Consider the following 20,420-nt stretch of genomic DNA (forward strand, 5'->3'; position numbering starts at 1 on the left):
ATGGGCCAAAAAAGGGCGATAATCGTTCATGATCTGGAAACAAAGATGCTGGCCGACCGCTTTGGCATCCTGCCCAGAGCGGCGGAACTCGTGCCCGCCGACCCTTCCTTAGGCGTCGTGGAGCGATGCTTCGTAGTCGTCGCGGCTGTGTTTGCCCAATCCGACTTTCTTGGCATAGGCCGCTTTGCGGGCCGAGTAGCTCGGTGCGACGAGGGGCATGTCAGCAGGCAGATTGAACAGGGCGCGATATTCGTCTTCGCTCAGCCCGTGTTCCGAGCCCAGGTGGCGCTTGAGCATCTTGAAGCCGCGTCCGCAGCACAGGCAGAAAACCTTGTCTTCGGTGACGGCCTCTTTCACGGGCAGCGCCGGTTGCGGCCGCGCGGGACTGGAGCTAGCCGTTGGCGCCTCTGCCGCGTGATTGGCGGCCGCGTTGTGCAGATCCTCGCCGAACTGCGCGGAGAGTTTCGCCACGAGGTCGACCACCTGATCCGCCGTCACATCCGAACGCGCGGCATAGGCCGCAGCAACTGTCGCGATAATGTTTGCTGCATCCGTGGGCCGGTCCTTCGACATCTGGTCTCTCCAATGCTTAAAGTTGCACTCTCCCCGGATTAGTAGAGAAAGTTACGCGCGAGGCGCGTTTCTGTCAATGAACGCGTGAATCTGTGTTTGGGTGTCCGGAGAAAACACTGTTTCTGCACAGGATTGTTTCGCTGAGTGCTTCGCCTGTCCTGTCAATGCTCAATGGAGTTTGCCTTTTGTGCGCCATAGCTGCTTGGCGTATTGGTAGTTCGGCGCGGTCGTCGGGTAATCCGGCGGAAGCCCCCATTTCGCGCGATATTCCTCGAAAGTCATTCCGAGTAGGTTTTGGAGGTGACGCTTCAACATCTTGATTGGGCGGCCCGTTTCCAGACAGATCAGTCGGTCTGGTAGGACGCTCTCCGAGATTGGCACCGCAGGGACGCGGGACGTCGCAGGCTCGCCGGACCGGTCCGGGGAATGTTGCGTCATGTCTATCCTCACATGTTTTTGTCCTACGGGAGAAAGATTGAAGGAATTCTTAAAGTTAGGTCAAAGAAATCAACTTTTCCCGCGAGACGTCACGAAGGCGCGGTCCATGTCAAATGACTGGTCGGGCTTGTCAGGTGTAAACACGTAAATTAGTTGCATAATGCAGGTAAAAAAATTTGAAAACGCGAACATGCCGGGGCAGGCGGATTTACGCTCTCTCCTTCAGCTTGGCGCTGCGTTATTCAAAAAAAGGGCTGCGCGATGGGGGCGGCGCGAAACCCTAAGGTTCGCGTCGACGCGCAGAGAGATACGGGGAGTTGCCTTTTGTTTGGCTCGAGCGCCATGCGGAGACAGAACGTTATCGTCGTAGCGGAAGAAAACGCGAAGCAAGCCAAGTTGGCTGCCTTCTTTCTTGCGTGCTGTGGTTGGGGTTCCTTACCGTTCGCGACGGCGGTGGAGGCGGAGCAGTATATCCTGCTGCATGGCAATCCGTGCCTGTTGATGATCAGTCTTGCGCAGCCCGAGGGCGCAGCGGATCTGATCCGCACCTCGCGTGTCAGTACGCCCGAGAGCCTCATCCTTTTCGTCGATCCCTCGAGCGACGGAGTGTTCGCTGCCGAGATGATCCTCGCTGGCGCCGATGACGTGCTCCGGGAGCCCTATTCCGACAGGGAGTTGACGGCGCGCCTCTGGCTTCGGGCGGGGAGCAGATTGCCCATCAGTTTCCCGGGAGAAGAGAAGCGGGTCGCGCGCCTCAAGATAGACGAGGAAAACCGGCTCACCGGCCCGGACGCGACTGAAGCTGTCCAGCTGACTCCCATGGAGCGGGAGATCATGTGCGAGCTTATCCGCAGCGGCGGTCGAATCGTGACACGCGACGCGCTCTCGCGCCGCATCGACAACACTATGTGGGTCTATGGCGACCGGAAGTTCGACGTTCACATCACCAAGATCCGCAAGAAGCTGCGCGATGCGTTCGGCGACCGATATGTCGTCGAAACGGTGCGATCCGCCGGATACTCGTTCTATGAAATTCCCCTGCGAAAGCCCTCAGACTTTGCAACCTAAGGTTGATTCGCTGATCCTCCGAAACTGGTTTCGAGGGAGTGCCTGTCAAGCGCTGAATTGTTAACGTCTCAGCGATTGATCGTGAGCACACAATTTGTAGCGGAACCGTCGACAAGCTGTGGATGATTGAAGTTGTAGCCACAACTTGTAGCGTAAGAAGCCATGAAAAATTGGGTCATCGACGCTTCTTTCGAGGTTCGCCTGGGGATAACTCGGCGCGGCGGCAAGTTGTCCTTTTGGGCAGGAACTATCCTTACTCGCCTTACAGTTTTAACAATCCTTAACCTTACGGGAAAGGGAATCGCTGGTAATCTGCAGCCACTGACTTTGGGGGACTTGGGGATTAGGGATGTCCATGAAAAGTAACAATTTGTTAGCGCAAATTTGGGAAGGCTCGGTGAAGCAAGTGTCAGCCGGAGCAGGTTCTCAGGGAAGTTTGGTGGCGGCTGCGCTTCTGCCTGCGCAGACCGTGGTGCTGCGTTCGACACACAAGGAAGCAAGCCTGCTCGTGCTGCCCGAGTCGGAAGAGCTCCTGCCGGGTATTTCGCTTGGCGACGTGCTCGTGGAAGAACTGGGTATCGAGGTGCCTTATGGAAGCCTCGTGGTCATCGAGCCAGCGAATGCCGCGGAGGTGAAGCATGGTTTTGGGGACCGCGCGATCAACCTCCGCCTGCCGGCCATGGCGTCGCGGCCCCGGAGCGAGTTCTCGGTGCACGAAGATGCGCGCGATTGCAGCGCAACCGCGATGGGCGGCTATCTCTGAACGTGAGTACAGTGCCGAAAGCCCGGTATGAACGCGCTGCTCGGCGGGTGGGCCGTGCAACCGCGACATCGTTGGAAATACGAAGCGCCGCCCTTGGGGCGGCGCTGCCTTTTGGGGCGTTAATCTAGGGTTAACCAGAAAACACTGCGATTAACTCGCCTTTAATCAAGTAAAGCTTTCTCCAAACAGGGCGCCGTGGTCTTCTGTTCAGCAAGAATAGAGTGAATAGAGGCGGGTAATGTTTGCATTGAGCTTTCGTGCTGCACTTGATGCGCCGTTTCTCGATGTCGAAGAAGAGCGGCAGGCGATCTCCCGGTGGCAGGAATACGGAGATCAGAACTCGCTTGAAATTCTGCTGCGGTCGCATGTCCGGCAGGCCTACGCGCAGGCGCGTCGCTGGGCGTCCAATCCGGTCGAGCTCGAAGACCTCGTGGCCGAAGGGATCATCGGTCTGATGCGCGCCGCCGAACGGTTTGATCTGACGCAGGATGTCCGGTTCTCGACCTACTCGCATTGGTGGGTGATGACTTGCGTGCTGAACGCCCTCGCCCGGATCAAAACGGTGATCGACGTGCCGGCGCGGGTCTATCTCGATGCGCGGATGGGGCGGCTCGACAATCCCGAGGCGAGCCAGCTTCTGACCGGTCTCGTCGCTTTGGACGCCAAATCCTTCGATGACAGTGACGCCGACCTGATGGAGATGATGCCCAGCCCCGATCTCACACCCGAGGAACAGACGCTGGCGTCCTCCGCCGCGCAGGCTGCACATGAGGTGCTGAGCAGTGCGCTGGATGATCTGGACGCGCCGGATCGCGAGATCGTTTTGCGGCGCAAATTGCAGACGCCGCCGGAGTCGCTCGACGATCTGGCCCGTGATCTTGGAATCAGCCGTGAGCGTGCCCGACAGGTCGAGAAGCGTGCGCTCCTCCGGCTGAAGCGGTGTCTCGAAAAACGCGGCTTCAGCCCCGCGATGCTGAACTGAGGAGAAGGGCGATGGCACGTCATCTGATGATCGCAGGGCACGGGCGCGCAGGCACCACGCTATTTTACAACATGCTGCGCGAGACTCTCAAAGGTTTCGAAATCCCGCCGCGCGAGACCAGCGCGCTTTCCACGATCGGGCAGCCGGGCGACTGGGTCAGCAAGCGGCCGCTCGATATTTTTCAGGTCGCGAATGTCGCGCGGGCGAATGTCCGTAGCAAGCGGATCGATCTGATCGTGCCGCTGCGCGACCCGCGCGACATCCTCGTGAGCCGTCATTCGGCGGTGCCGGACGATTATTTCATCTCGGCGGACGCGATGTATTTCATCGGCGGTCCGGATGCGCCCGCGCCGGTGATGCCGGGGTTCCTGCAGATTCACGAGGCGATCGGGACCGTGCTGAGATCCGGCATTTTCCCGCAGGGTGTATTCCTCCTGAAATACGAAGACCTGGTCAATGATCCCGACAGGATTCAGCAGAAGTTGCGCGATGCGCTCGGTCTGCAATTCGAAGGGCATTTTTCCGATTTCGGCGCCGCCGAAATTCCCGAGGAGTTGCAAGGCCCGCTCAACGGTGTGCGCCCGGTGGAAAAGGCGCGTGCGAAGTGGCTCGACGAAGAGCATCGGGCGCGGATTTTCGATCAATTCTCGCGCTTCCCGGTGCTGTTCGACCTGCTCGAGCAGTTGGGCTACGAAAAGGATCGCGACTGGTTCGCGCCGTTCATGGCGTGGCAGGCGGCCTCGAGGCCCCGGAGCAAGCGTATGAGTTTCGTGTGACGAGGGTGATGAGATGGACGCGATAGCCGCGACATTGTTGAAGGTAACGGCGTCGGCCGCAGGCACCGGGCGCAAATCCGCGACAGAGGGGACCGGTTTCGGATCGCTCGTGCAGGGCGTGCCGGCGGATGGGCTTGCAGCTTCGGGCGTGGGGGCTGCCACGGCGGCCGCGACGCCGGAGGCTGGCGCAGGCGCAGCGTCCGCCTTGACCGACAATCCAGCGCTTCAGGCCGAGCTGGCCAGCAAGCTGCAAACGGTTCGCGACGGCGCGCTGGCAGAGCTGGCGCAGGGCAAGTCGATGAGCGAGGTGCTCGAAAAGCTGGGCGCGTCGCTGGCTACGGTCCTCGCGGAGTTTGACGCGGCGCATGGCACGAAGCTGCAGCAAGGTTTGATGCGGGCACTTGAAGGTATGCGGCTGCAAACTGACGGCGCGGGGGCAAAGCCCGCCTCGGATCATGCGAGCGACAAAAGCGACACGATCGACGCGGTCTTCGCGAGCCTTCTGGTCTCGCTCGGTCTGCAAGCGAAGCCATCTGGGACGGCATCGCCGCAAACGGGTGGTGCGCAGATCCCGTCGGTAGCGGGGCGCATGCCCGCGCACTCTGCTGGCAATCTATCCTCTCCGGCGGCACAGCCGAAGCTTGAGGCAACGCAGACGCAGTCGCAGGCGCAGGCGATCATCGCCGTTCCGCAGGGGCTTGCCGGGGTGATTCCAGCGCCGCTCACGGCGGAGATTCAGCAGAGCGACATGGACCCGCGGGTGCGCGCCGTGCTGGAAGCTGCCGCCAACGGCTCCACGAACACCGGCAAGGTCGAGGCGCAAGCCGCGGTTCTGCCTGCAGCGCAGAGCAAGGGCGACCCCAAGCCCGCCCAGTTTTTTGCCGAGGCCGCCCGTGCAGGCGTCTTGCCCGAAACCGCGGTGGCGCGGCTCACGCAGCATGACGCCAGCCACGTTGCGCGCAGCGACGCTGCTGCTCAATCGGCGCAGACGGCGGCCCAACCCTCGCCGCGCTTCGCGGCCTTCGTCGCGACGCAGCTTCGGCGCGCGGATTTGCAGGAAGGACGCACCCGCGTGGCGCTGACCCCGCGCGGGCTCGGCGATATCGAGATCGACGTGGAGCGCGACAAGCGTGGTCAGGTCAACGTGGTCGTGCGCGCCGAGAGCCCGGCGGTGCTGAGTGCGTTGCGCGGCGATCGCGAGACCTTGGCGGCGATCCTCGCCGGGCAGGGGCTGCAGATGGATAGCGGCGCGCTCGATTTCGAGCAGTTCGGCGGTCACGGCGAACGGGGCGATGAGCGCGCCTCCGGCGCGCATGTTGCCGCAGATGAAGACATCCCCGTGCTGGGCGCCGACTGGCAGCCCACCATTCTCGACGGACAACTGGATATCAGGACCTGAGGAGCCACCGATGAGCATCTCTCCGACAAGCACCAATCCCGCTGCGACCGCGGCCGACGCCAAGGCGAACCCGGCGCAGTCCAAGATCTCGGCGGATTACAACAGCTTCTTGCAGCTTCTGACGGCGCAGATCCGAAATCAGGATCCGCTGAAGCCGATGGATTCCACGCAATTCGTTTCGCAACTGGCGCAGCTGAGTCAGGTCGAGCAAACGGTGCAGACCAATACCAACCTCAAGACCATCGATGCCAAGCTGAGCGCAATGGGTGCGATGTCGGATGTGGCCCTAATGGGCAAGACAGTGTCGCTCGCCTCCGACCGGATCGAGTTGCGCGACGGTCAGGCCAGCACCAGCTACGAGCTTGCCGCACCCGCCGACAAGGTGACCGCGATCATCAAGACGGAAGACGGGACCGAACTGCGCCGGATTACTGGCCTGCCCGGACGGGCGGGCGAGAAGATCGCGCTGAACTGGGACGGGCGCGATTCTGCGGGATTGCCGGTGCCGGATGACACGTTCCGGGTCGAGATCGACGCGCAGGACGCCGATGGCAATGCGGTCTCGTATGACACCTATCCCAGCACGCAGGTGGAGCAGGTGCGCTTCTCTTCGCAGGGGCAATCGCTGGTTCTTCGCAATGGCGAGGAAGTGCCGAGTTCGCTCATCGTCGCGGTGTCGGGCTGACACGCCTGCACCGGGCGCGATCCGTGATGGGAGGCTTCCTATCCCTGCTTGAACGGCTCGGCGCTGTTCACCTTGGCCACTTGCAGGCCGGGTACTCGGTCCGCGAGGCCGCGCTCTAGCAGGGTGGCGAGGTCCTCGGGTTTGACCGTATCGGGATCGAACATCCGATTATCCGCGAGCTTGCTCAAAAGGTCGAGTGTCTCGTCGCGCAGCTTCGGCACCAGCGCGGGGCCATCGGGAAGCCCGTCTCCCTTCAGCACCAGTGTTACGTCGACGTTCAAATAGCTGATCGTACGCGCCCGGTAGACCGGCACCGTGACAGGCCCCAAGGCGACGTCACGCGGCGCGGGTTCGGGCGGCGCTTCTGGGGCAGCAGGTCGCGGCGCGATCTGGCTTCCGCCCAGATAGCCCAGCCCCGCCGCGACGATCGGCACCACCACGACAAGCAGTACGAGTGTTCTCCAGCGCGGCATCGGAGACGATCAGTAGGGGAGGACGACGTCGAGCGCGTCTTCCCCGTAGCGGGGCTGTTGCACCTTGCTGATCTGGCCGCGCCCGCCATAAGAAATGCGCGCCTCGGCGATCTTCTCGTAGGGGATGGTGTTGTCCATCCGGATGTCTTCGGGCCGGATGATCCCGGCCACACGCAATTCGCGCAGCTCGTGATTGACCTTCACCTCCTGGCGTCCCGCGATCACGAAATTCCCGTTCTGAAGCTTCTGGATCACGAGGGCCGCGACCTTCAGGCTGATGGTCTCGTTGCGCTTGATCGAGCCGCTGCCGTTAGAGGTCGATTGCGAGCTGAGATCGACGATATTGCTGCCGGTGGGCAAGTCCTTCTCGCTGACGCCCGGCAGGATCTTGGCGATCTTGCCGCCATAGCCAAGGAAGGTCGGAAAACCGACGCTCTGGCTGCCGTCGCGGCTCCGCTGGGACGCGTTCTGAAGCTGCGCCTCGTCCTTGATGTTGATATCCACCGTCAGCAAATCGCCTACCCTGTCGGCGCGCTGATCGCCGAAGAAGCCGGTGGAGCCGGTCTGCCAGAGCGACGCGGCCTCGGCCCGCTGCGGAATGCGCGTGGGCTCGAGCGGCGGCATCGGCACGCTCACCCGGTTCACCTCGGGGATCGTGTCGCCATCGACCACCATGTCGCTCACTTTTGGGTCGCGCTCAAAGGCCGTGCCGGAACCGCAGGCGGCCAGTGCGAGCATCGGCAGAATGTAGAACGGATGTCTCACTTCTGAATCTCCACTTTGCCATCGGGCTTGGCGATGCCTTCGACAATCTTGTTGCTCACGAGATTGACCACGCGCACTGACTGGTCGGCATGGGCGTCGGAGATCGCCTTGCCGGGTGCGGTCAGGGACATGGCGCCTTTCGAATATTCGATCGAGACCGGGTCGCCGCGCGAGATGATGACCGGCTCGGTGATGGATTGGCTCATCACCGGGCGTCCGCGGGCGAGCACGCGGCGCACCTGCATCCCCTCCAGATGGTCGAGCCGCGTCACCGCATAGGCGCCCACCTGACCGTAGGGCAGGTCGACGACCTGGAAATCATCTCCGGAAAGAATCTTGCCAGGAAGCAACTGCTGCGTCGGCACCGGGACGGGCACGTTGAGCAGCGCAAGCCCCGCAAGGCGGCGCACGTCGCCCGAGGCCTCCACCGCATTCGCCAGGAACTGCCCCGTGGAGCGGTCCATCCAGAAGTCGCTTATCATCTCCGCGTCGCCAGGGTCGCTGTCTTGCAGCGTGATCTCGAAATGACCGCTCGGCGGCATCTCCAGCCCCCAGGACTGCTCCGCCTTCTCGGCGATCAGCACACGCACGGATTCGGCGCTCGCGGGGGCGACGAGAAGCGCGGCGGCGAGCGTGGCGAGAACGGCGGTCGCGAAGGCGCGTATCGGGCTCATGGCATCACTTGATCTGGTTCGAGGTGGACATCATCTGGTCGGCCGTCTCGATCGCCTTCGAGTTCATCTCGTAAGCGCGCTGCGCCGAGATCAGATCGGTGATCTGCTGGATGATGTTGACGTTCGAGCTTTCGAGATAACCCTGACGCAGGATGCCCACGCCCGGATCGCCCGGAAGCGCCTCGGTCGGATCGCCCGACGCGGTCGTCGCCTGCAGGAGGTTGTTTCCAAGCGGTTTCATCCCCGCCTCGTTGACGAAGGTCGCCATCGTCAGCTGGCCGATCTGAACCGGGGTCGGGTCCTTGCCGACATAAGCCATCACGAGGCCCTGCTGGTTGATCTCGACATTCGTAGTGTTCGCCGGGACGTTGATCCCGGGCGCGACCTCGTAGCCGTCGAGGGACACGATCTGTCCCTCGGGGCTCAGCTGGAATGTACCCGCCCGCGTATAGGCCTGGCTGCCATCGGGCATGTTGAGGGTGAAGTAGCCGCCGCCGTCGATTGCAAGGTCGAGCTGGTTCTCGGTCTGGACGAGCCCGCCCTGGGTGTTGAGCCGCACCACGCCCGCGCTTTGTACACCGAGGCCGATATCCACGCCCACAGGGCGCGCTGTCCCGTCGGCAGAGGTCAGCGAGCCTTCGCGTTGCAGCGATTGGTAGACCAGATCCTGAAAGGCGGCGCGGGTGCTCTTGTAGCCGGTGGTGTTCGCGTTCGCGATGTTGTTCGAGATCACGTCCACATTGGTCTGCTGGGCCAGCATCCCCGTGGCGGCAATTCCAAGTGCTCTCATGGTTCAGCTCCTTTTCGCGCCGGTCAGACTTTGCCAAGCCTGCGCAACGTTTCCTGACGAAGGTTGTTCTGTTCATCCATCAACTTCACCGCGCGCTCGTAGGAGCGCTGGATGTCCATCATCCGGGTCATCTCGACCACCGGTTGGACATTGCTCTCCTCAATGAAGCCCTGAGCGACCTGCGTCGTTTCGGATGGCGTAAAGGCGGGTACGGCGCCGCCGGGCGCGGCAAAGAGGCCTCCACCCAGCCGGCTGTAGCTCTGGATGTCGGGTACGGCGAACATGCCCAGCGTGCCGATCGTGCCGCTATCCGGCCCCGAAATCGTGCCGTCGCGGGAAATGGTTATCTCCTCGCCCGGCGGGATCGCGATCGGCGCGCCGCCCCGGTCGAGTACCCGATTGCCCGACAGCGTCACGAGATTGCCTTGCGGGTCGACGGTCAGCCGGCCGTCGCGCCCGAAAGCGGTCTGGCCCGCCGGCGTCTGGTAGGCGAACCAGCCATCGCCATTCAGCGCCACATCGAGCGGGTTCGAGGTTTTCGTGAGGGATCCCTGCCGGTCGTCGAGATAGGAGCCCTTGTCGAGCACGTAGCTCACGTCATCCTCGGCCCCGGCATTGCCCTTCGACTCGAAGCTCTCGGTCAGCGAGCGCTCCGCCTTGAAGCCGGCCGTGTTGGCATTGGCCATGTTGTTGGCGGAGATGTCGAGACTGCGCCACAGCGTCGAGGCGAGGGATAGGGAGACGTAATTTGAGCTATCCATGAATGTCCGCCCGCGCGAATAGAACTTGTGGCTTTGCTTGGACTGCTGCCGATTTCCGGTCGATAATGTTTGCTCTTCTTGGAATAATCAATACTATTCTTTAAAGAGGGAAGGAATTATGGCGCGTTTGGGCAAGAGGTGATGGAATTGCGAGGCGGTTTCCCCTTGATGGGCGGCGTTTTGGCGCTCTGTCTTCTGTGCGGCCCCGCCGCGGCGGAGGCCATACCTGCGCCGCCACCATTCGATTTCGCGCAATACACTCAGGCGGGCTTCCTTGCGGACCGCGATGTGCTCACCGCAGGTTTCGCCGCGGCCGAGCCCGGGCCGTCGCGCGCGGTCGCGCGGCTCAATCTGGCTGAATTCTATCTCGCGCATGTCATGTTGCCCGAGGGGCGGTCGGTGCTGGGCGACGAGATGCCTGACGGTCTGATCCCCGCCGAACAGGCCCGCTGGCGCGCGATCGCCGCTGGGTTCGATATCATGGAAGGGGTGGGGGTGCCGTCTGGCACACTCTTGCCCAATGCGGATTGGGCGAACTGGCAGGATTATCACCTCTGGGCGGCGCTGAATGCGATCACGCAGGGCGACGCGGAGGAGCTCGAGGGGAACCTCGCGGGTGCGGCGGACCGGCTGCCCGCCTATCCGCCCGTTTTCGTGGAGGCCTGCCTGCCTGCGCTTCTGGAAGGCGCGATCGCGGTCAAGCAATGGGCGCTGGCCGAGCGACTGAGCCGGGATTTCGACAATTATCCCGAGTTGAAGGCCCAACCGGTCTACAGCTTCCTCATCGGGCGGGTGGCAGAGCAATCGCATCATCCGGAAAAGGCCTATGCCGCCTATCGCGAAGCAGCGAAGGGGCGGGATCGATACGCTCAGCGGGCGCGGCTCGCTTTGGTCGATCTCGGCCTTGCGAAGGGTGCGCTCACGACGGACCAAGGTTTATCCATGCTCGCCGAGGCCAATCTTGCGTGGCGCGGCGACCGGTTCGATCTTCAGGCCCTCGAACAGCGCGCGCATCTGGGGGAAAAGAGCGGTCGCGATGTGGAGGCGCTGATCGCCTATGGCGAGATCCTGACCCGTTTCCCGGACCGCCCGCAGGCGCGGACGGCCGCCGAGGCGGCGGATCGGTTGCTCAAGGCGTTCTATGCGAAAGGCGCGGCGGGGAAGACCTCGCTCACCGCCTTCACCGCAGGCCATCAGCGCTTGGAGCCCTATTACGAGGCTCGCGCCGATTTCCAGGCCTATGCCGAGCAATTCGCGGATCGTCTGCTGGAGCTGGGCGCCACGACGCAAGCCTCGTCGGAATATCGCAAGATCCGAGAGGCTCTCAGCGTACAACGCAAAGATAACCCCGAGGCGGTGTCGCAGGACCGGATGGCCTATCTTGCGCTTCGCGAGGCGGAAGCGCTTGCCCGTGGCGGGCAATTCGCGCGTGCCGCCAAGGTGTTGGAGGCCTCCGAGCGTCCCGCCGACGCGCAGGAGCTGAACCAGTTCAACGCGCTGCAGGCCCGCGTTCTGGCCGAGGCCGGAAAGACCGATGCGGCCCTCGACACCAAGGTCACCGCGCAATCGATCGACCATCTCCGGTTGCAGGCGCAGCTCCATTGGAAGAAGGGCGACTGGTCAGCGGCGACGCGGTCCTATCGCGCATTGTGGAAGACAGCCTCTGGTGATTTTTCGGAGACCGATGCGGTCCAATTGCTGCTGGCTGCCTACCGGTCCGGCGACCTGACCACGGCCCGCAGCGTCGCAGAAGTTTTCCCCCGTCTCGCGGGACGGGAGGACCTGAACAAGCTCGTCGCAAGCCTGCTGGCCGAGCCCGCCAAACTGACCCCGCTTATGGACGCCGCAGCGCGGGATCGGCTGCGCAACGCCGGTGATGCGATCGAGATGGTCGGGGCGGAGGCGAAGCGGGCAGGAGGCTAGGTATCTTTGCTATGCATTGGCCCCTGACGCGAGTCCAAAGAAAAACGGCGGATATTTTTAACTTCAGTGAAACATCACTCGTCTATCTCTTGGATAGGACCCCTTTCTCTTCGGACATGAGAGGATAAAACCATGAGTATTTCGAGCGCAATGCAGACCGGTGTGAGCGGCCTGAATGCGAACTCCGTCGCCGTTGGCGAAATTTCCGAGAATATCGCGAATGCGAACACCACGGGCTACAAGCGCAGCTTCGCCCAGATGGTGACCATGACGCCGACCGGCGGGCTCAACGCGCCATCCGGGGTCAATGCCGTCGTCTCCTCCGATCTGCAGAATGGCGGCGCGGTGATCCCTACCAACTCGCCCACCGATTTCGCGGTGAACGGGAACGGGTTCTTCGTCGTGTCCAGCAACGCCAATACCAGCGTGCAATCCGATTACGTCATGACGCGCGCCGGCTCGTTCCAGCCCGACGAGAACGGCAACCTCGTCAATTCGGCGGGCTACTTCCTGTCCGGCTATCCTTACACGGACGTCAAACTCGCCACGATCGACGGCAACAGCTTCAACGGTCTGAAGACGGTGAACGTCACGGACGCCACGCTGAGCGCGAAGGCGACCACCTCTATCGGGGTGCAGGGCAATCTTCCCTCGCAGGAAACCGGCAACGCGACGCCGGGCGCGCCTTTCACCTCCTCGTCGCAATATTACACGCCGCTCGGCGCGGTGAAGCGGCTCGAATATTCGTGGCAGCCGACCTCGACGCCGAACCAATGGGACATCACTGTCTCCGATGGTGACGGCGTGCCCTATGGTCAGGTGACGGTCGATTTCGCTCCCGGCGGTGCCAATGCCGGCGCGCCGATCAGCTATTCCGGTGTGACCAACCTCGCCACGGCCCCCGGCGCTTTCTCAATGGACACGACCACGGGCGTGATGAGCCTGACGATGAATGACGGCGGCACTACGCAGCCGATCGAGATCGGGCTCGGCGCATTGAACAGCTTCGACGGGATCACCCAGTTCGCTGGCGATTTCACGCCCCAGAAGTTCACTGCAGACGGCTCCTCGTCCGGCGCGCTGACCCGGATCGAAGTCGACGATACCGGCACGATGTACGGAATCTTCGACAACGGGCAGCGCCAGCCGCTCTACAAGATTCCGCTCGCCCATGTGGAGAACCCCAACGGCATGCAGGAGATCGACGGCGACGCCTATCGTCTGACCCGCGACAGCGGCGCCTACACGATCCACAAGGCGAACGAGGGTCCGGTGGGCACGATCAGTTCGGGTGCGCTCGAAGGGTCGAATGTCGATATCGCGCAGGAACTGAGCGATCTGATCCGCACCCAGCGGGCCTATTCCACCAACGCCAAGATCGTCACCACGATGGACGAGATGCTCGACGAAACCACGCGCCTCAAGCGCTGATCGTCACGCTGAGAAGAACGGAGCAAACCGATGAGCTTGACGGGCGCCCTCCAGGCGAGCACGAGCGGTCTGCGCGCGGCGCAGATGCAGTCGGAAGCGACCTCGCGCAATATCGCGAATGCGAGCACCGAGGGCTATGTGCGCAAGGAACTGCCGCAGGTCACTATCTCGGGCGGCCTCGTGCAGACCGGCGAGGCGCGGCGCGACGTCGACGCCTCGCTCAACCGCATGTATCGCCAGCATTCTTCTGCCATGGCACGCGAGCAGGCGATCTTCGAGGCGGTGGGCGAATATACCGCGACCCTCGGCCAGCCGGGCGATGGGCTGTCGCCCGCGGATCGGCTGACCGACCTGCGCAGCTCGATGATCGCGCTGGCGAACAATCCGGGCAACAACGCGGCGCAGAACGGAGTGGCCTCCGCCGCGCAGGAGGTGGTGACGTCGCTCAACCAGAGCAGCGACATGCTCGCGCGGATCGGTGGCGAGGTTGATATGGAAATCAAGTACGACGTCTCCGATTTCAACGAGACGCTGCATAAGATCACCTCGCTCAACAAGCAGATCTCGGACGCGCAGCCCGGCTCGCTCGGCGCGGCCGATCTCGGCGACCAGATGGACGTTCTGGTGGAAAAGGCGTCGAAGTTGATCGATATGCAGGTGCGCCGCTCCACCGATGGGCGGGCCACGCTCTACACCGCGGGGGGCACGCCGCTCGTCGATGGCGATCAGGCAAATTACGTCACCTATGACAAGGTGGCCGGAAAGCTGTTCGCGGGCAAGACGGAGATCACCCCGGAATCAACCGACGCGCGCGGCTTCCAGAATGGCAGCATTTCCGGGCTGTTCGCGGTGAAGAAGGATGTTCTGCCGCGCTTCCAGCTTCAGCTCGACGAGATGGCGCGCGGCCTCGTGCAAGGGTTCGAGGGGGCGGATGCCTCGCTCGCTCCGGGGCAGGCGGGTCTCTTTACTGACGCTGGTGCGGCTTACGATCCCGCTAAGCTCGACGGGCTTGCCGGACGGATCGCCGTGAGCGCAGCCGTGGACCCTGCGCAGGGCGGGCAGTTGTCGCGACTGCGCGACGGGATCGGTGCGACCACGCCGGGCGCGGCCGGGGATTCGACGCAGATCGAGGCCTTTGTGTCGATGTTCGACGCCCCGCTTTCGGCGAATCCGGACACCGGGCTGGCGGCGTCCCTGTCGTTGCGCGACTACGGCAGCAGCATGATCTCCGCGCAGGAGTTCGAGGGCACCCGCGCGCAGGAGCGTTTCGCTGCCGCCCGCACCGCCGCTGAAACCGTGAACGGTACGCGTCAGAGCATTCAGGGCGTGAATATCGATGACGAGATGCAAAAGCTGATCACGATTCAGCAAAGCTACGCCGCCAATTCGAAAATGATGACCGCCGTCATGAAGATGATGGACACGCTGCTCGCCGCCGTCTGAGGAGACTGAACGATGATCCCCCTGATCCGGAATTCGCTGTCGACCCTGCAGATGAGCATCATCTCGCGCCGCTCGGTCGACCGCACCACGGCAGAGCTGCAACGCACGAGCGACGAGGTCGCGACCGGGCGCAAATCCGATGTCTACGCGGATATGGGGGCGAAATCGGCCTTCGTCCTCGCTCTGGAAGATCGCGCAACCACAAATTCGAATTACGTCACCTCGAACAAGCTCCTCGGAAGCAAGCTCGATATGATTGCATCGAGCGCGTCGACGGCGCGCGGGGCCGCGCAGGATGTGCTCGGGCTCGCCGTCGGTAACCTCGAGCAACCCGGCGCCGCGGCGGCGACCCTGCAGCAAAGCGCCCGCGCGGCGCTCGATACCATCATGACGAGCCTGAACATCTCGCTCGACGGCGAGCACCTGTTCTCCGGCGTCGCGTCGGACAAGCCCGCGCTGCGGGGCTATGATGTGGCGAATGGTGCGACGGGCCTGTCGGCAAAGGATGTCCTGGCGGGCATCGTCGGTGGCGGCCCAGCGGATGCGACCCAGGCGGCGGCGATGCTGTCGCAGATCGACAGCGTGTTCGACGACAGCAATGCCGATCCGGCCAAGCGCTTCAGTTCTACCTTCTTCAAGGGCGACGCGACGAGTGGAGCGGCGCGCAAGTCGGCGTTGATCGGGGATGGCGAGACGCTTGATTACGGGATGCAGGCGAACGATCCCGAATTCCGCGACATCATCAAGGGGCTCGCACTCTTCGCCTCGACCGACGTCTCGAAGATCACGGATCGGGATGCGTATAAAAGCTGGGTGGCGGCCGGGGTCAAAGCATTGAGCGATGGGGTGGAGGGGCTACGCAATTCCGAGACCGCCTTGGGTGCGAAGCAGAAGCGGCTCGACATCAAGCTAACGCAGCAGCAATCGATGGATGCGGTGCTCAACAGTCGGCTGTCGGATTATGTCTCGGTCGATCCATATGAGGCCGCGACGCGGATGACGGCACTCCAGACGCAGCTCAACGCGAGCTACAGCGTTGCCGCGCAGATGTCGAAACTGTCGATCCTGAATTATCTCTGAGCCGCGCGTTTATCGCGCGGCCACCGTGCGGCGCGAGTCGGTCTGCTCGTAAGCGGCGATTTTCACGTCGCTCGTGCTGTCCAGTTCGCTGAACTTGTAGCCGCGACCGTAGACCGTCTCGATATACTGGTGGCCGCTTTCGGCCGCGTCGGCGATCTTCTTGCGCAGCTTGCAGATATAGACGTCGATCACCTTGTCGAAGGGCTGGTCGTCGCTCATCCCGTAGACCGCGTCATAGATCGCGCCCTTTGCGATCACCTTGTTCGCGTTCAGTGCCAAGTGCTGGAAGATCGCGTGTTCGCGGTTCGACAGTTTCAGCCGCACACCGGAGACAAGCGGGTCGCGCCCGTCGAAGAAGGCGGTGATTTCGCCGACGCTGATGCTCTCGGCGGCGTGGCCATAGGAACGCCGGATGATCGAGTTGATCCGCGACAGCGCCTCGATCCCCTTGATCGGGCTGACCATGACATCGTCTGCCCCGGCATCGAGCGCCTCGGAGGCGTCGCGCGAGTTCTTGAAGTCCCGCATCACCAGTACCGGGTTGCGGCAGCCGCAGCTGCGGATGGCCCGGATGTAATCGGTCACTTCGGGGCAGTCGCCGATCAGGATCGCCCGCGTGTCGACCCCCTTCTGGTTTAGCGTGCTGAGATCGGACGCGAAGAAGGACGCAGGGATGAGGACGGGCTGCAACCCAACGCTCTCCAGCTCGCCGAGCAGGCCGCGAACACGGCCATCGCGAGGCTCAAAGACGTAAATATTCATACAGGTCTCCATCCCGGGCAAGTTTCTCGCACAAGCGGCAAGCTCACGCTAAGTTGCCACAAAGGATTAGTCAAGAATAGTACCGATTTATATTGGACACTATTTACGTTTTACTTTACTTTAATGGAATGTGTCGGTGACGTGAGGAAACTATGCTTGCTGCCTTGTGCCGAAAAAGTCGTCGGGCGTCGCTTTCTTGCGCCGGGTTTCGCGGAGCGCTCGTCGCGCTCTCCGTCTTTGCGGGGGTGCTCAGCGCGATCCCGGCTACCGCACAGGTCCGGATCAAGGACATCGCCAGTTTCGAAGGCGTGCGCGAGAACCAGCTCGTAGGCTACGGTCTCGTCGTTGGCCTGAACGGGACTGGCGACACCCTCAACGGCAGCCCTTTCACGAAGAAGTCGATCGAGGGGATGCTCGAGCGGCTCGGGGTCGGCAATCTCTCCGGCGATGCGATCAAGACGAAGAATACGGCCGCGGTGATGGTGACTGCCAAGCTGCCGCCCTTCGCCCGCCGTGGTTCGACGATCGACGTGACGATCTCCTCGCTCGGCAATGCGGACAGCCTGCGGGGGGGCACGCTGATCGTGACGCCGCTCGTCGGCGCCGACGGTGAGATCTACGCCGTGGGGCAGGGGCCGATCTCGGTTGCGGGCTACAGCGCGAAGGGCAACGCGGCGAGCATCGTGGACGGTGTGCCCACGGTCGCGCGCATGGAGAATGGCGCAATCGTCGAGAAAGAGATCGATTTCGAATTGAACTCCATGAACTCGGTGCGTCTCTCCCTGCGCGAGCCGGATTTCACGACGGCCTCCCGGGTCGCAGGGGTGATCAATGACAAGCTTGGCCACAACACCGCGCAGATGCTCGACCCCTCCACGATCGAAGTGCAGGCGAAGGGCAAATATGGTGTACCGGAGCTTCTGGCGATGATCGAGAACCTCCCCGTCACGCCCGACTCCGTGGCGAAAGTAGTGGTCGACGAGAAGTCCGGAACGATCGTGATCGGCGCCAATGTGCGGATCGATCAGGTCGCGATCAGCCAGGGCGGGCTGACCGTGAAGGTCAAGGAAAGTTACGCGGTCAGCCAGCCGAAGCCTATCTCCATCGGGCAGACGGTCGTGGTGCCCGAAACGGATGTGCAGGTCGAAGAGCGCAACACTCAGTTCAGCGTGCTCCAAGGGGGTGATGTCAGCCTTCAGGACCTCGTGGACGGTCTCAATGCGATCGGTGTCGGCGCGCGGCAAACCATCTCGATACTGCAGGCGATCAAGGCAGCCGGCGCGCTTCATGCCGATCTGGAGATCATCTGATGAACCCGCTCGGTCCGTCGAAGCCATTTCTCTCGGCTGCGTCGCTCAAGGCGCCTGCCGCATCTGGTGCGAAGTCGCAGAACGCGAAGGAGATCGCCAAGAATTTCGAGGCGACCTTCCTGCAGCAGGCCGTTGGTGAGATGATGAAGACCGTGAAGATGGGCGGACTGGATGGCGGCCACGCCGAGGAGATGTGGAAGTCCTTCCTCGCGCGCGGCATCGCGGATGAGATCGCCGCCTCGGGCCGGACCGGGATCGCGCAAAGCGTCGAGCGGATGATCGGCGCCTATACTTCGAACGGAGAAGATCATGGCTGAAGAAACCCCGTCGCGTTTTCGCAAGCGGATGCAAGCCCGGCGCGACGATATCTCCGCCGACGGGCCCGTCCTGACCGAGGAGGACGACGCCAACCTCGCCGCTTTCGAGGCGAATATCGATGCGACGCTCGATCTGTTGCATGAGGAAATCGCGGCGGTCGAGGCGGGACATCTCGACCGCGTCACGGAGCTTTATGATCGCAAGGCGGACCTTCTGAAGCGGATCGAGCTGAAGATCCCTGTGATCGAGCCGTTTCTGGAGGCGTCTGAGCAAGCCGCGCCCGCACTTCGCGAGAAGCTCCGCCAGCTGAAGGTCGCCGTGCAGGACAATAGCGTTCTGTTGTCGCGGATGTCCGACGCGACCCGGGACATCGTGCGCGAGATCGAGAAAATCCGGAACCGGCACAGCCTCGACGGTCTCTATGGAAAGAGTGGCAAACCGGTCACAGGACAGGATGGTCCACAGATGCATATCGATAAGGAATTCTAGGTTTCGGCCAAACGTTAACCCGCGCTTAATCTTCGGTCCAAAATTCCTCTCCACGGCTCGCGCCGTTTTTCTGTCAGAAGACGAAAACAAAATATCTTTCAGAATGAGGAGTGACCAGAAATGTCGTCCATTCTTACCAATACCTCCGCGATGAATGCTCTTGCGACCCTGCGTTCGGTGAACAAAGGTCTCGAAGACACGCAAAACCGCATCTCGACCGGCAAGAAGATCAACTCGGCGAAAGACAACGCCGCGTATTTCTCGATCTCGGAATCGATGAACAGCGACAGCGGCATGTACAAGTCGATCAACGAAGGCCTGACCCTGACCAAGAACTCGGTTTCGACCGCACGTCTCGGCGCAGAGTCGGTAAAGGATCTCGCCCAGCAGTTCGTCGAGCGTGTTTCGTTCGCGCAAGGCGATGCGGTGGATCATGCTGCGGTTCAAAAGGAACTCCGCAGCATCGTTGATCAGATCGGCACCACGATCAGCCAGGCAACCTTCAACGGTGACAGCCTCGTCGACGGTTCGGCCAACGTGACGGTCGTCACCGGGATCAGCCGCGCAAGCGGTTCCTTCGCAACGACGTCGATGACCTTCCAGGCGGTCGATCTCTCATCGCTTCAGGCGACGCTGAGCGGGATCGACATCTCTGGTGGTTCGGCGGCGGTTCTGACCAGCGCGCTGACGAGCGCCCAAAGCGCTCTCTCGACGGCGATCGACAACGCGACCTCGCTGGGCGTTGCGGAGAAGTCGCTGGAAGCTCAGCAGAACTTCCTTGGCAAGCTGACCGACAAGCTCGACACCGGTGTCGGCAACATGGTCGATGCGGACATGGAGCAGGAGGCGGCTCGCCTGCAGTCCTACCAGGTTCAGCAGCAGCTCGCGACGCAGTCGCTCTCGATCGCGAACCAGGGCCCTCAGAACCTTCTGAGCCTGTTCCGCTAATCGGTGGCGAAGACATGAATGGAAAGGCCCCGTGCAGTGCGGGGCCTTTTCTTTTATCGCGCTCCGGTTGTCTTTTCCCCCAAAGTTTAAAAACGCCTTTAACCGGGTTGTGCTAAGTTCGGGCAAAGAGAACAAAAGAATATCGAGAGGAGAGCTTGCATGAGCGTCGCCGCGTATAAGCGAACCATTTCCGAAACCGAGTCTCCGCGGCAGATCGAGCGTCGTATCCTGTCGCGCGTCACTGGCGAGCTTGAGGCCTTTCTCGTCGATTATGACGAGGCGCCACGGGCCGGACGGGGGGCGATCCTCGCGCAGGGGCTGCGCACCGCGCTCTGGGAAAACGAACGCATCTGGACGGCATTGCGCGATGACCTCGCGGAGCCTGCGAACCAGTTTCCCGCCGAGTTGAAGGCCGGGCTGATCTCGCTCGCGCTCTGGGTCGAGCGGCAGACGCAGATGGTGATGGGCGGCGGCGGCGCGGTTGCGCCGCTGGTCGAGGTGAACCGCAACATCATCCGAGGGCTCAGCGGCGACGCGGGCGAGCCGGTCGCTGCGGAATAAGAAGGGGC

23 protein-coding genes are annotated in these 20,420 nt (G+C 62.3%); 15 read left to right on the forward strand and 8 right to left on the reverse strand.

What is annotated here, in order from left to right:
- Positions 1 to 108 precede the first annotated feature (108 nt).
- Together B6V74_RS12010 and B6V74_RS12015 are read right to left on the reverse strand one after the other, a co-directional pair.
- Complete coding sequence (locus B6V74_RS12010; RefSeq protein ID WP_075775829.1) at positions 109 to 573, reverse strand: MucR family transcriptional regulator; 465 nt, start codon at positions 571 to 573, stop codon at positions 109 to 111.
- 168 nt (positions 574 to 741) lie between these two features.
- Positions 742 to 1,011: a MucR family transcriptional regulator gene (locus tag B6V74_RS12015; protein ID WP_088722913.1), complete on the reverse strand. Its 270-nt coding sequence runs from the start codon at positions 1,009 to 1,011 to the stop codon at positions 742 to 744.
- Between the two features lie 324 nt (positions 1,012 to 1,335).
- Between B6V74_RS12015 and B6V74_RS12020 the strand changes: the two genes are divergently transcribed.
- The 6 genes from B6V74_RS12020 to B6V74_RS12045 all read left to right on the forward strand — a co-directional run bounded on the left by B6V74_RS12020 (position 1,336) and on the right by B6V74_RS12045 (position 6,684).
- Positions 1,336 to 2,079: a response regulator transcription factor gene (locus B6V74_RS12020; protein WP_075775831.1), complete on the forward strand. Its 744-nt coding sequence runs from the start codon at positions 1,336 to 1,338 to the stop codon at positions 2,077 to 2,079.
- Between the two features lie 355 nt (positions 2,080 to 2,434).
- Positions 2,435 to 2,842, forward strand: a complete 408-nt coding sequence (locus B6V74_RS12025; protein WP_146194463.1) for a hypothetical protein — start codon at positions 2,435 to 2,437, stop codon at positions 2,840 to 2,842.
- 238 nt (positions 2,843 to 3,080) lie between these two features.
- Positions 3,081 to 3,824, forward strand: a complete 744-nt coding sequence (locus B6V74_RS12030; RefSeq protein ID WP_075775833.1) for a sigma-70 family RNA polymerase sigma factor — start codon at positions 3,081 to 3,083, stop codon at positions 3,822 to 3,824.
- Positions 3,825 to 3,835: 11 nt separating this feature from the next.
- The gene (locus tag B6V74_RS12035; protein WP_075775834.1) at positions 3,836 to 4,600 is read left to right on the forward strand and encodes a hypothetical protein; all 765 of its coding nucleotides are present in this window, start codon (positions 3,836 to 3,838) and stop codon (positions 4,598 to 4,600) included.
- A gap of 13 nt (positions 4,601 to 4,613) precedes the next feature.
- Positions 4,614 to 5,999, forward strand: a complete 1,386-nt coding sequence (locus B6V74_RS12040; RefSeq protein ID WP_088722915.1) for a flagellar hook-length control protein FliK — start codon at positions 4,614 to 4,616, stop codon at positions 5,997 to 5,999.
- A gap of 10 nt (positions 6,000 to 6,009) precedes the next feature.
- On the forward strand, positions 6,010 to 6,684 hold the full coding sequence (locus B6V74_RS12045) for a flagellar hook assembly protein FlgD (protein WP_168174908.1): 675 nt from the start codon (positions 6,010 to 6,012) through the stop codon (positions 6,682 to 6,684).
- A gap of 38 nt (positions 6,685 to 6,722) precedes the next feature.
- Here B6V74_RS12045 and B6V74_RS12050 read toward each other — a convergent pair whose 3' ends face one another.
- From B6V74_RS12050 to flgF, 5 genes are read right to left on the reverse strand one after another with little or no spacing between them, the layout of a single operon-like run.
- Positions 6,723 to 7,157, reverse strand: coding sequence for a hypothetical protein (locus B6V74_RS12050; protein WP_146694549.1), 435 nt, complete (start codon positions 7,155 to 7,157; stop codon positions 6,723 to 6,725).
- Positions 7,158 to 7,166: 9 nt separating this feature from the next.
- Positions 7,167 to 7,922: a flagellar basal body L-ring protein FlgH gene (gene flgH / locus B6V74_RS12055; RefSeq protein WP_346394423.1), complete on the reverse strand. Its 756-nt coding sequence runs from the start codon at positions 7,920 to 7,922 to the stop codon at positions 7,167 to 7,169.
- On the reverse strand, positions 7,919 to 8,596 hold the full coding sequence (gene flgA / locus B6V74_RS12060; protein WP_088722918.1) for a flagellar basal body P-ring formation chaperone FlgA: 678 nt from the start codon (positions 8,594 to 8,596) through the stop codon (positions 7,919 to 7,921). The genes flgH and flgA overlap by 4 nt, the downstream gene beginning before the upstream one ends.
- A gap of 4 nt (positions 8,597 to 8,600) precedes the next feature.
- Entirely contained in the window at positions 8,601 to 9,386 is a 786-nt protein-coding gene (flgG, locus tag B6V74_RS12065) for a flagellar basal-body rod protein FlgG (protein WP_075775839.1), read from the reverse strand.
- Positions 9,387 to 9,409: 23 nt separating this feature from the next.
- Positions 9,410 to 10,147, reverse strand: coding sequence for a flagellar basal-body rod protein FlgF (flgF, locus tag B6V74_RS12070; RefSeq protein ID WP_088722919.1), 738 nt, complete (start codon positions 10,145 to 10,147; stop codon positions 9,410 to 9,412).
- Positions 10,148 to 10,288: 141 nt separating this feature from the next.
- On the opposite strand from flgF, the gene B6V74_RS12075 reads away from it, so the two are divergent.
- The 4 genes from B6V74_RS12075 (at position 10,289) to B6V74_RS12090 (ending at position 16,024) form a co-directional block, all read left to right on the forward strand.
- On the forward strand, positions 10,289 to 12,070 hold the full coding sequence (locus tag B6V74_RS12075) for a hypothetical protein (RefSeq protein ID WP_088722920.1): 1,782 nt from the start codon (positions 10,289 to 10,291) through the stop codon (positions 12,068 to 12,070).
- 132 nt (positions 12,071 to 12,202) lie between these two features.
- Positions 12,203 to 13,501, forward strand: a complete 1,299-nt coding sequence (locus B6V74_RS12080; RefSeq protein WP_075775841.1) for a flagellar hook protein FlgE — start codon at positions 12,203 to 12,205, stop codon at positions 13,499 to 13,501.
- 30 nt (positions 13,502 to 13,531) lie between these two features.
- Positions 13,532 to 14,944 (forward strand): flagellar hook-associated protein FlgK, encoded by a 1,413-nt coding sequence (gene flgK / locus B6V74_RS12085; RefSeq protein ID WP_088722921.1) that lies wholly within the window; start codon positions 13,532 to 13,534, stop codon positions 14,942 to 14,944.
- A 12-nt stretch (positions 14,945 to 14,956) separates the two neighbouring features.
- On the forward strand, positions 14,957 to 16,024 hold the full coding sequence (locus tag B6V74_RS12090) for a flagellin (protein WP_088722922.1): 1,068 nt from the start codon (positions 14,957 to 14,959) through the stop codon (positions 16,022 to 16,024).
- 9 nt (positions 16,025 to 16,033) lie between these two features.
- Here the strand turns inward: B6V74_RS12090 and B6V74_RS12095 are convergent, their stop codons facing one another.
- Positions 16,034 to 16,786, reverse strand: a complete 753-nt coding sequence (locus tag B6V74_RS12095; protein ID WP_088720407.1) for a response regulator transcription factor — start codon at positions 16,784 to 16,786, stop codon at positions 16,034 to 16,036.
- A 152-nt stretch (positions 16,787 to 16,938) separates the two neighbouring features.
- On the opposite strand from B6V74_RS12095, the gene B6V74_RS12100 reads away from it, so the two are divergent.
- From B6V74_RS12100 to B6V74_RS12120, 5 genes are all read left to right on the forward strand, one after another.
- The gene (locus tag B6V74_RS12100) at positions 16,939 to 18,096 is read left to right on the forward strand and encodes a flagellar basal body P-ring protein FlgI (protein ID WP_077701085.1); all 1,158 of its coding nucleotides are present in this window, start codon (positions 16,939 to 16,941) and stop codon (positions 18,094 to 18,096) included.
- A complete protein-coding gene (locus B6V74_RS12105; RefSeq protein WP_075775845.1) occupies positions 18,096 to 18,413 on the forward strand; it encodes a rod-binding protein in 318 nt (105 codons plus the stop codon). Before B6V74_RS12100 ends, B6V74_RS12105 begins: the two co-directional genes overlap by 1 nt.
- On the forward strand, positions 18,406 to 18,903 hold the full coding sequence (locus B6V74_RS12110) for a hypothetical protein (protein ID WP_077701086.1): 498 nt from the start codon (positions 18,406 to 18,408) through the stop codon (positions 18,901 to 18,903). The genes B6V74_RS12105 and B6V74_RS12110 overlap by 8 nt, the downstream gene beginning before the upstream one ends.
- Before the next feature lie 120 nt (positions 18,904 to 19,023).
- On the forward strand, positions 19,024 to 19,851 hold the full coding sequence (locus B6V74_RS12115; RefSeq protein ID WP_088722923.1) for a flagellin: 828 nt from the start codon (positions 19,024 to 19,026) through the stop codon (positions 19,849 to 19,851).
- A 159-nt stretch (positions 19,852 to 20,010) separates the two neighbouring features.
- The gene (locus tag B6V74_RS12120) at positions 20,011 to 20,412 is read left to right on the forward strand and encodes a flagellar biosynthesis regulator FlaF (protein ID WP_075775847.1); all 402 of its coding nucleotides are present in this window, start codon (positions 20,011 to 20,013) and stop codon (positions 20,410 to 20,412) included.
- Positions 20,413 to 20,420 lie beyond the last annotated feature (8 nt).

Source organism: Thioclava sp. F42-5 (assembly GCF_002213195.1).
GTDB classification, from domain to species: domain Bacteria; phylum Pseudomonadota; class Alphaproteobacteria; order Rhodobacterales; family Rhodobacteraceae; genus Thioclava; species Thioclava nitratireducens.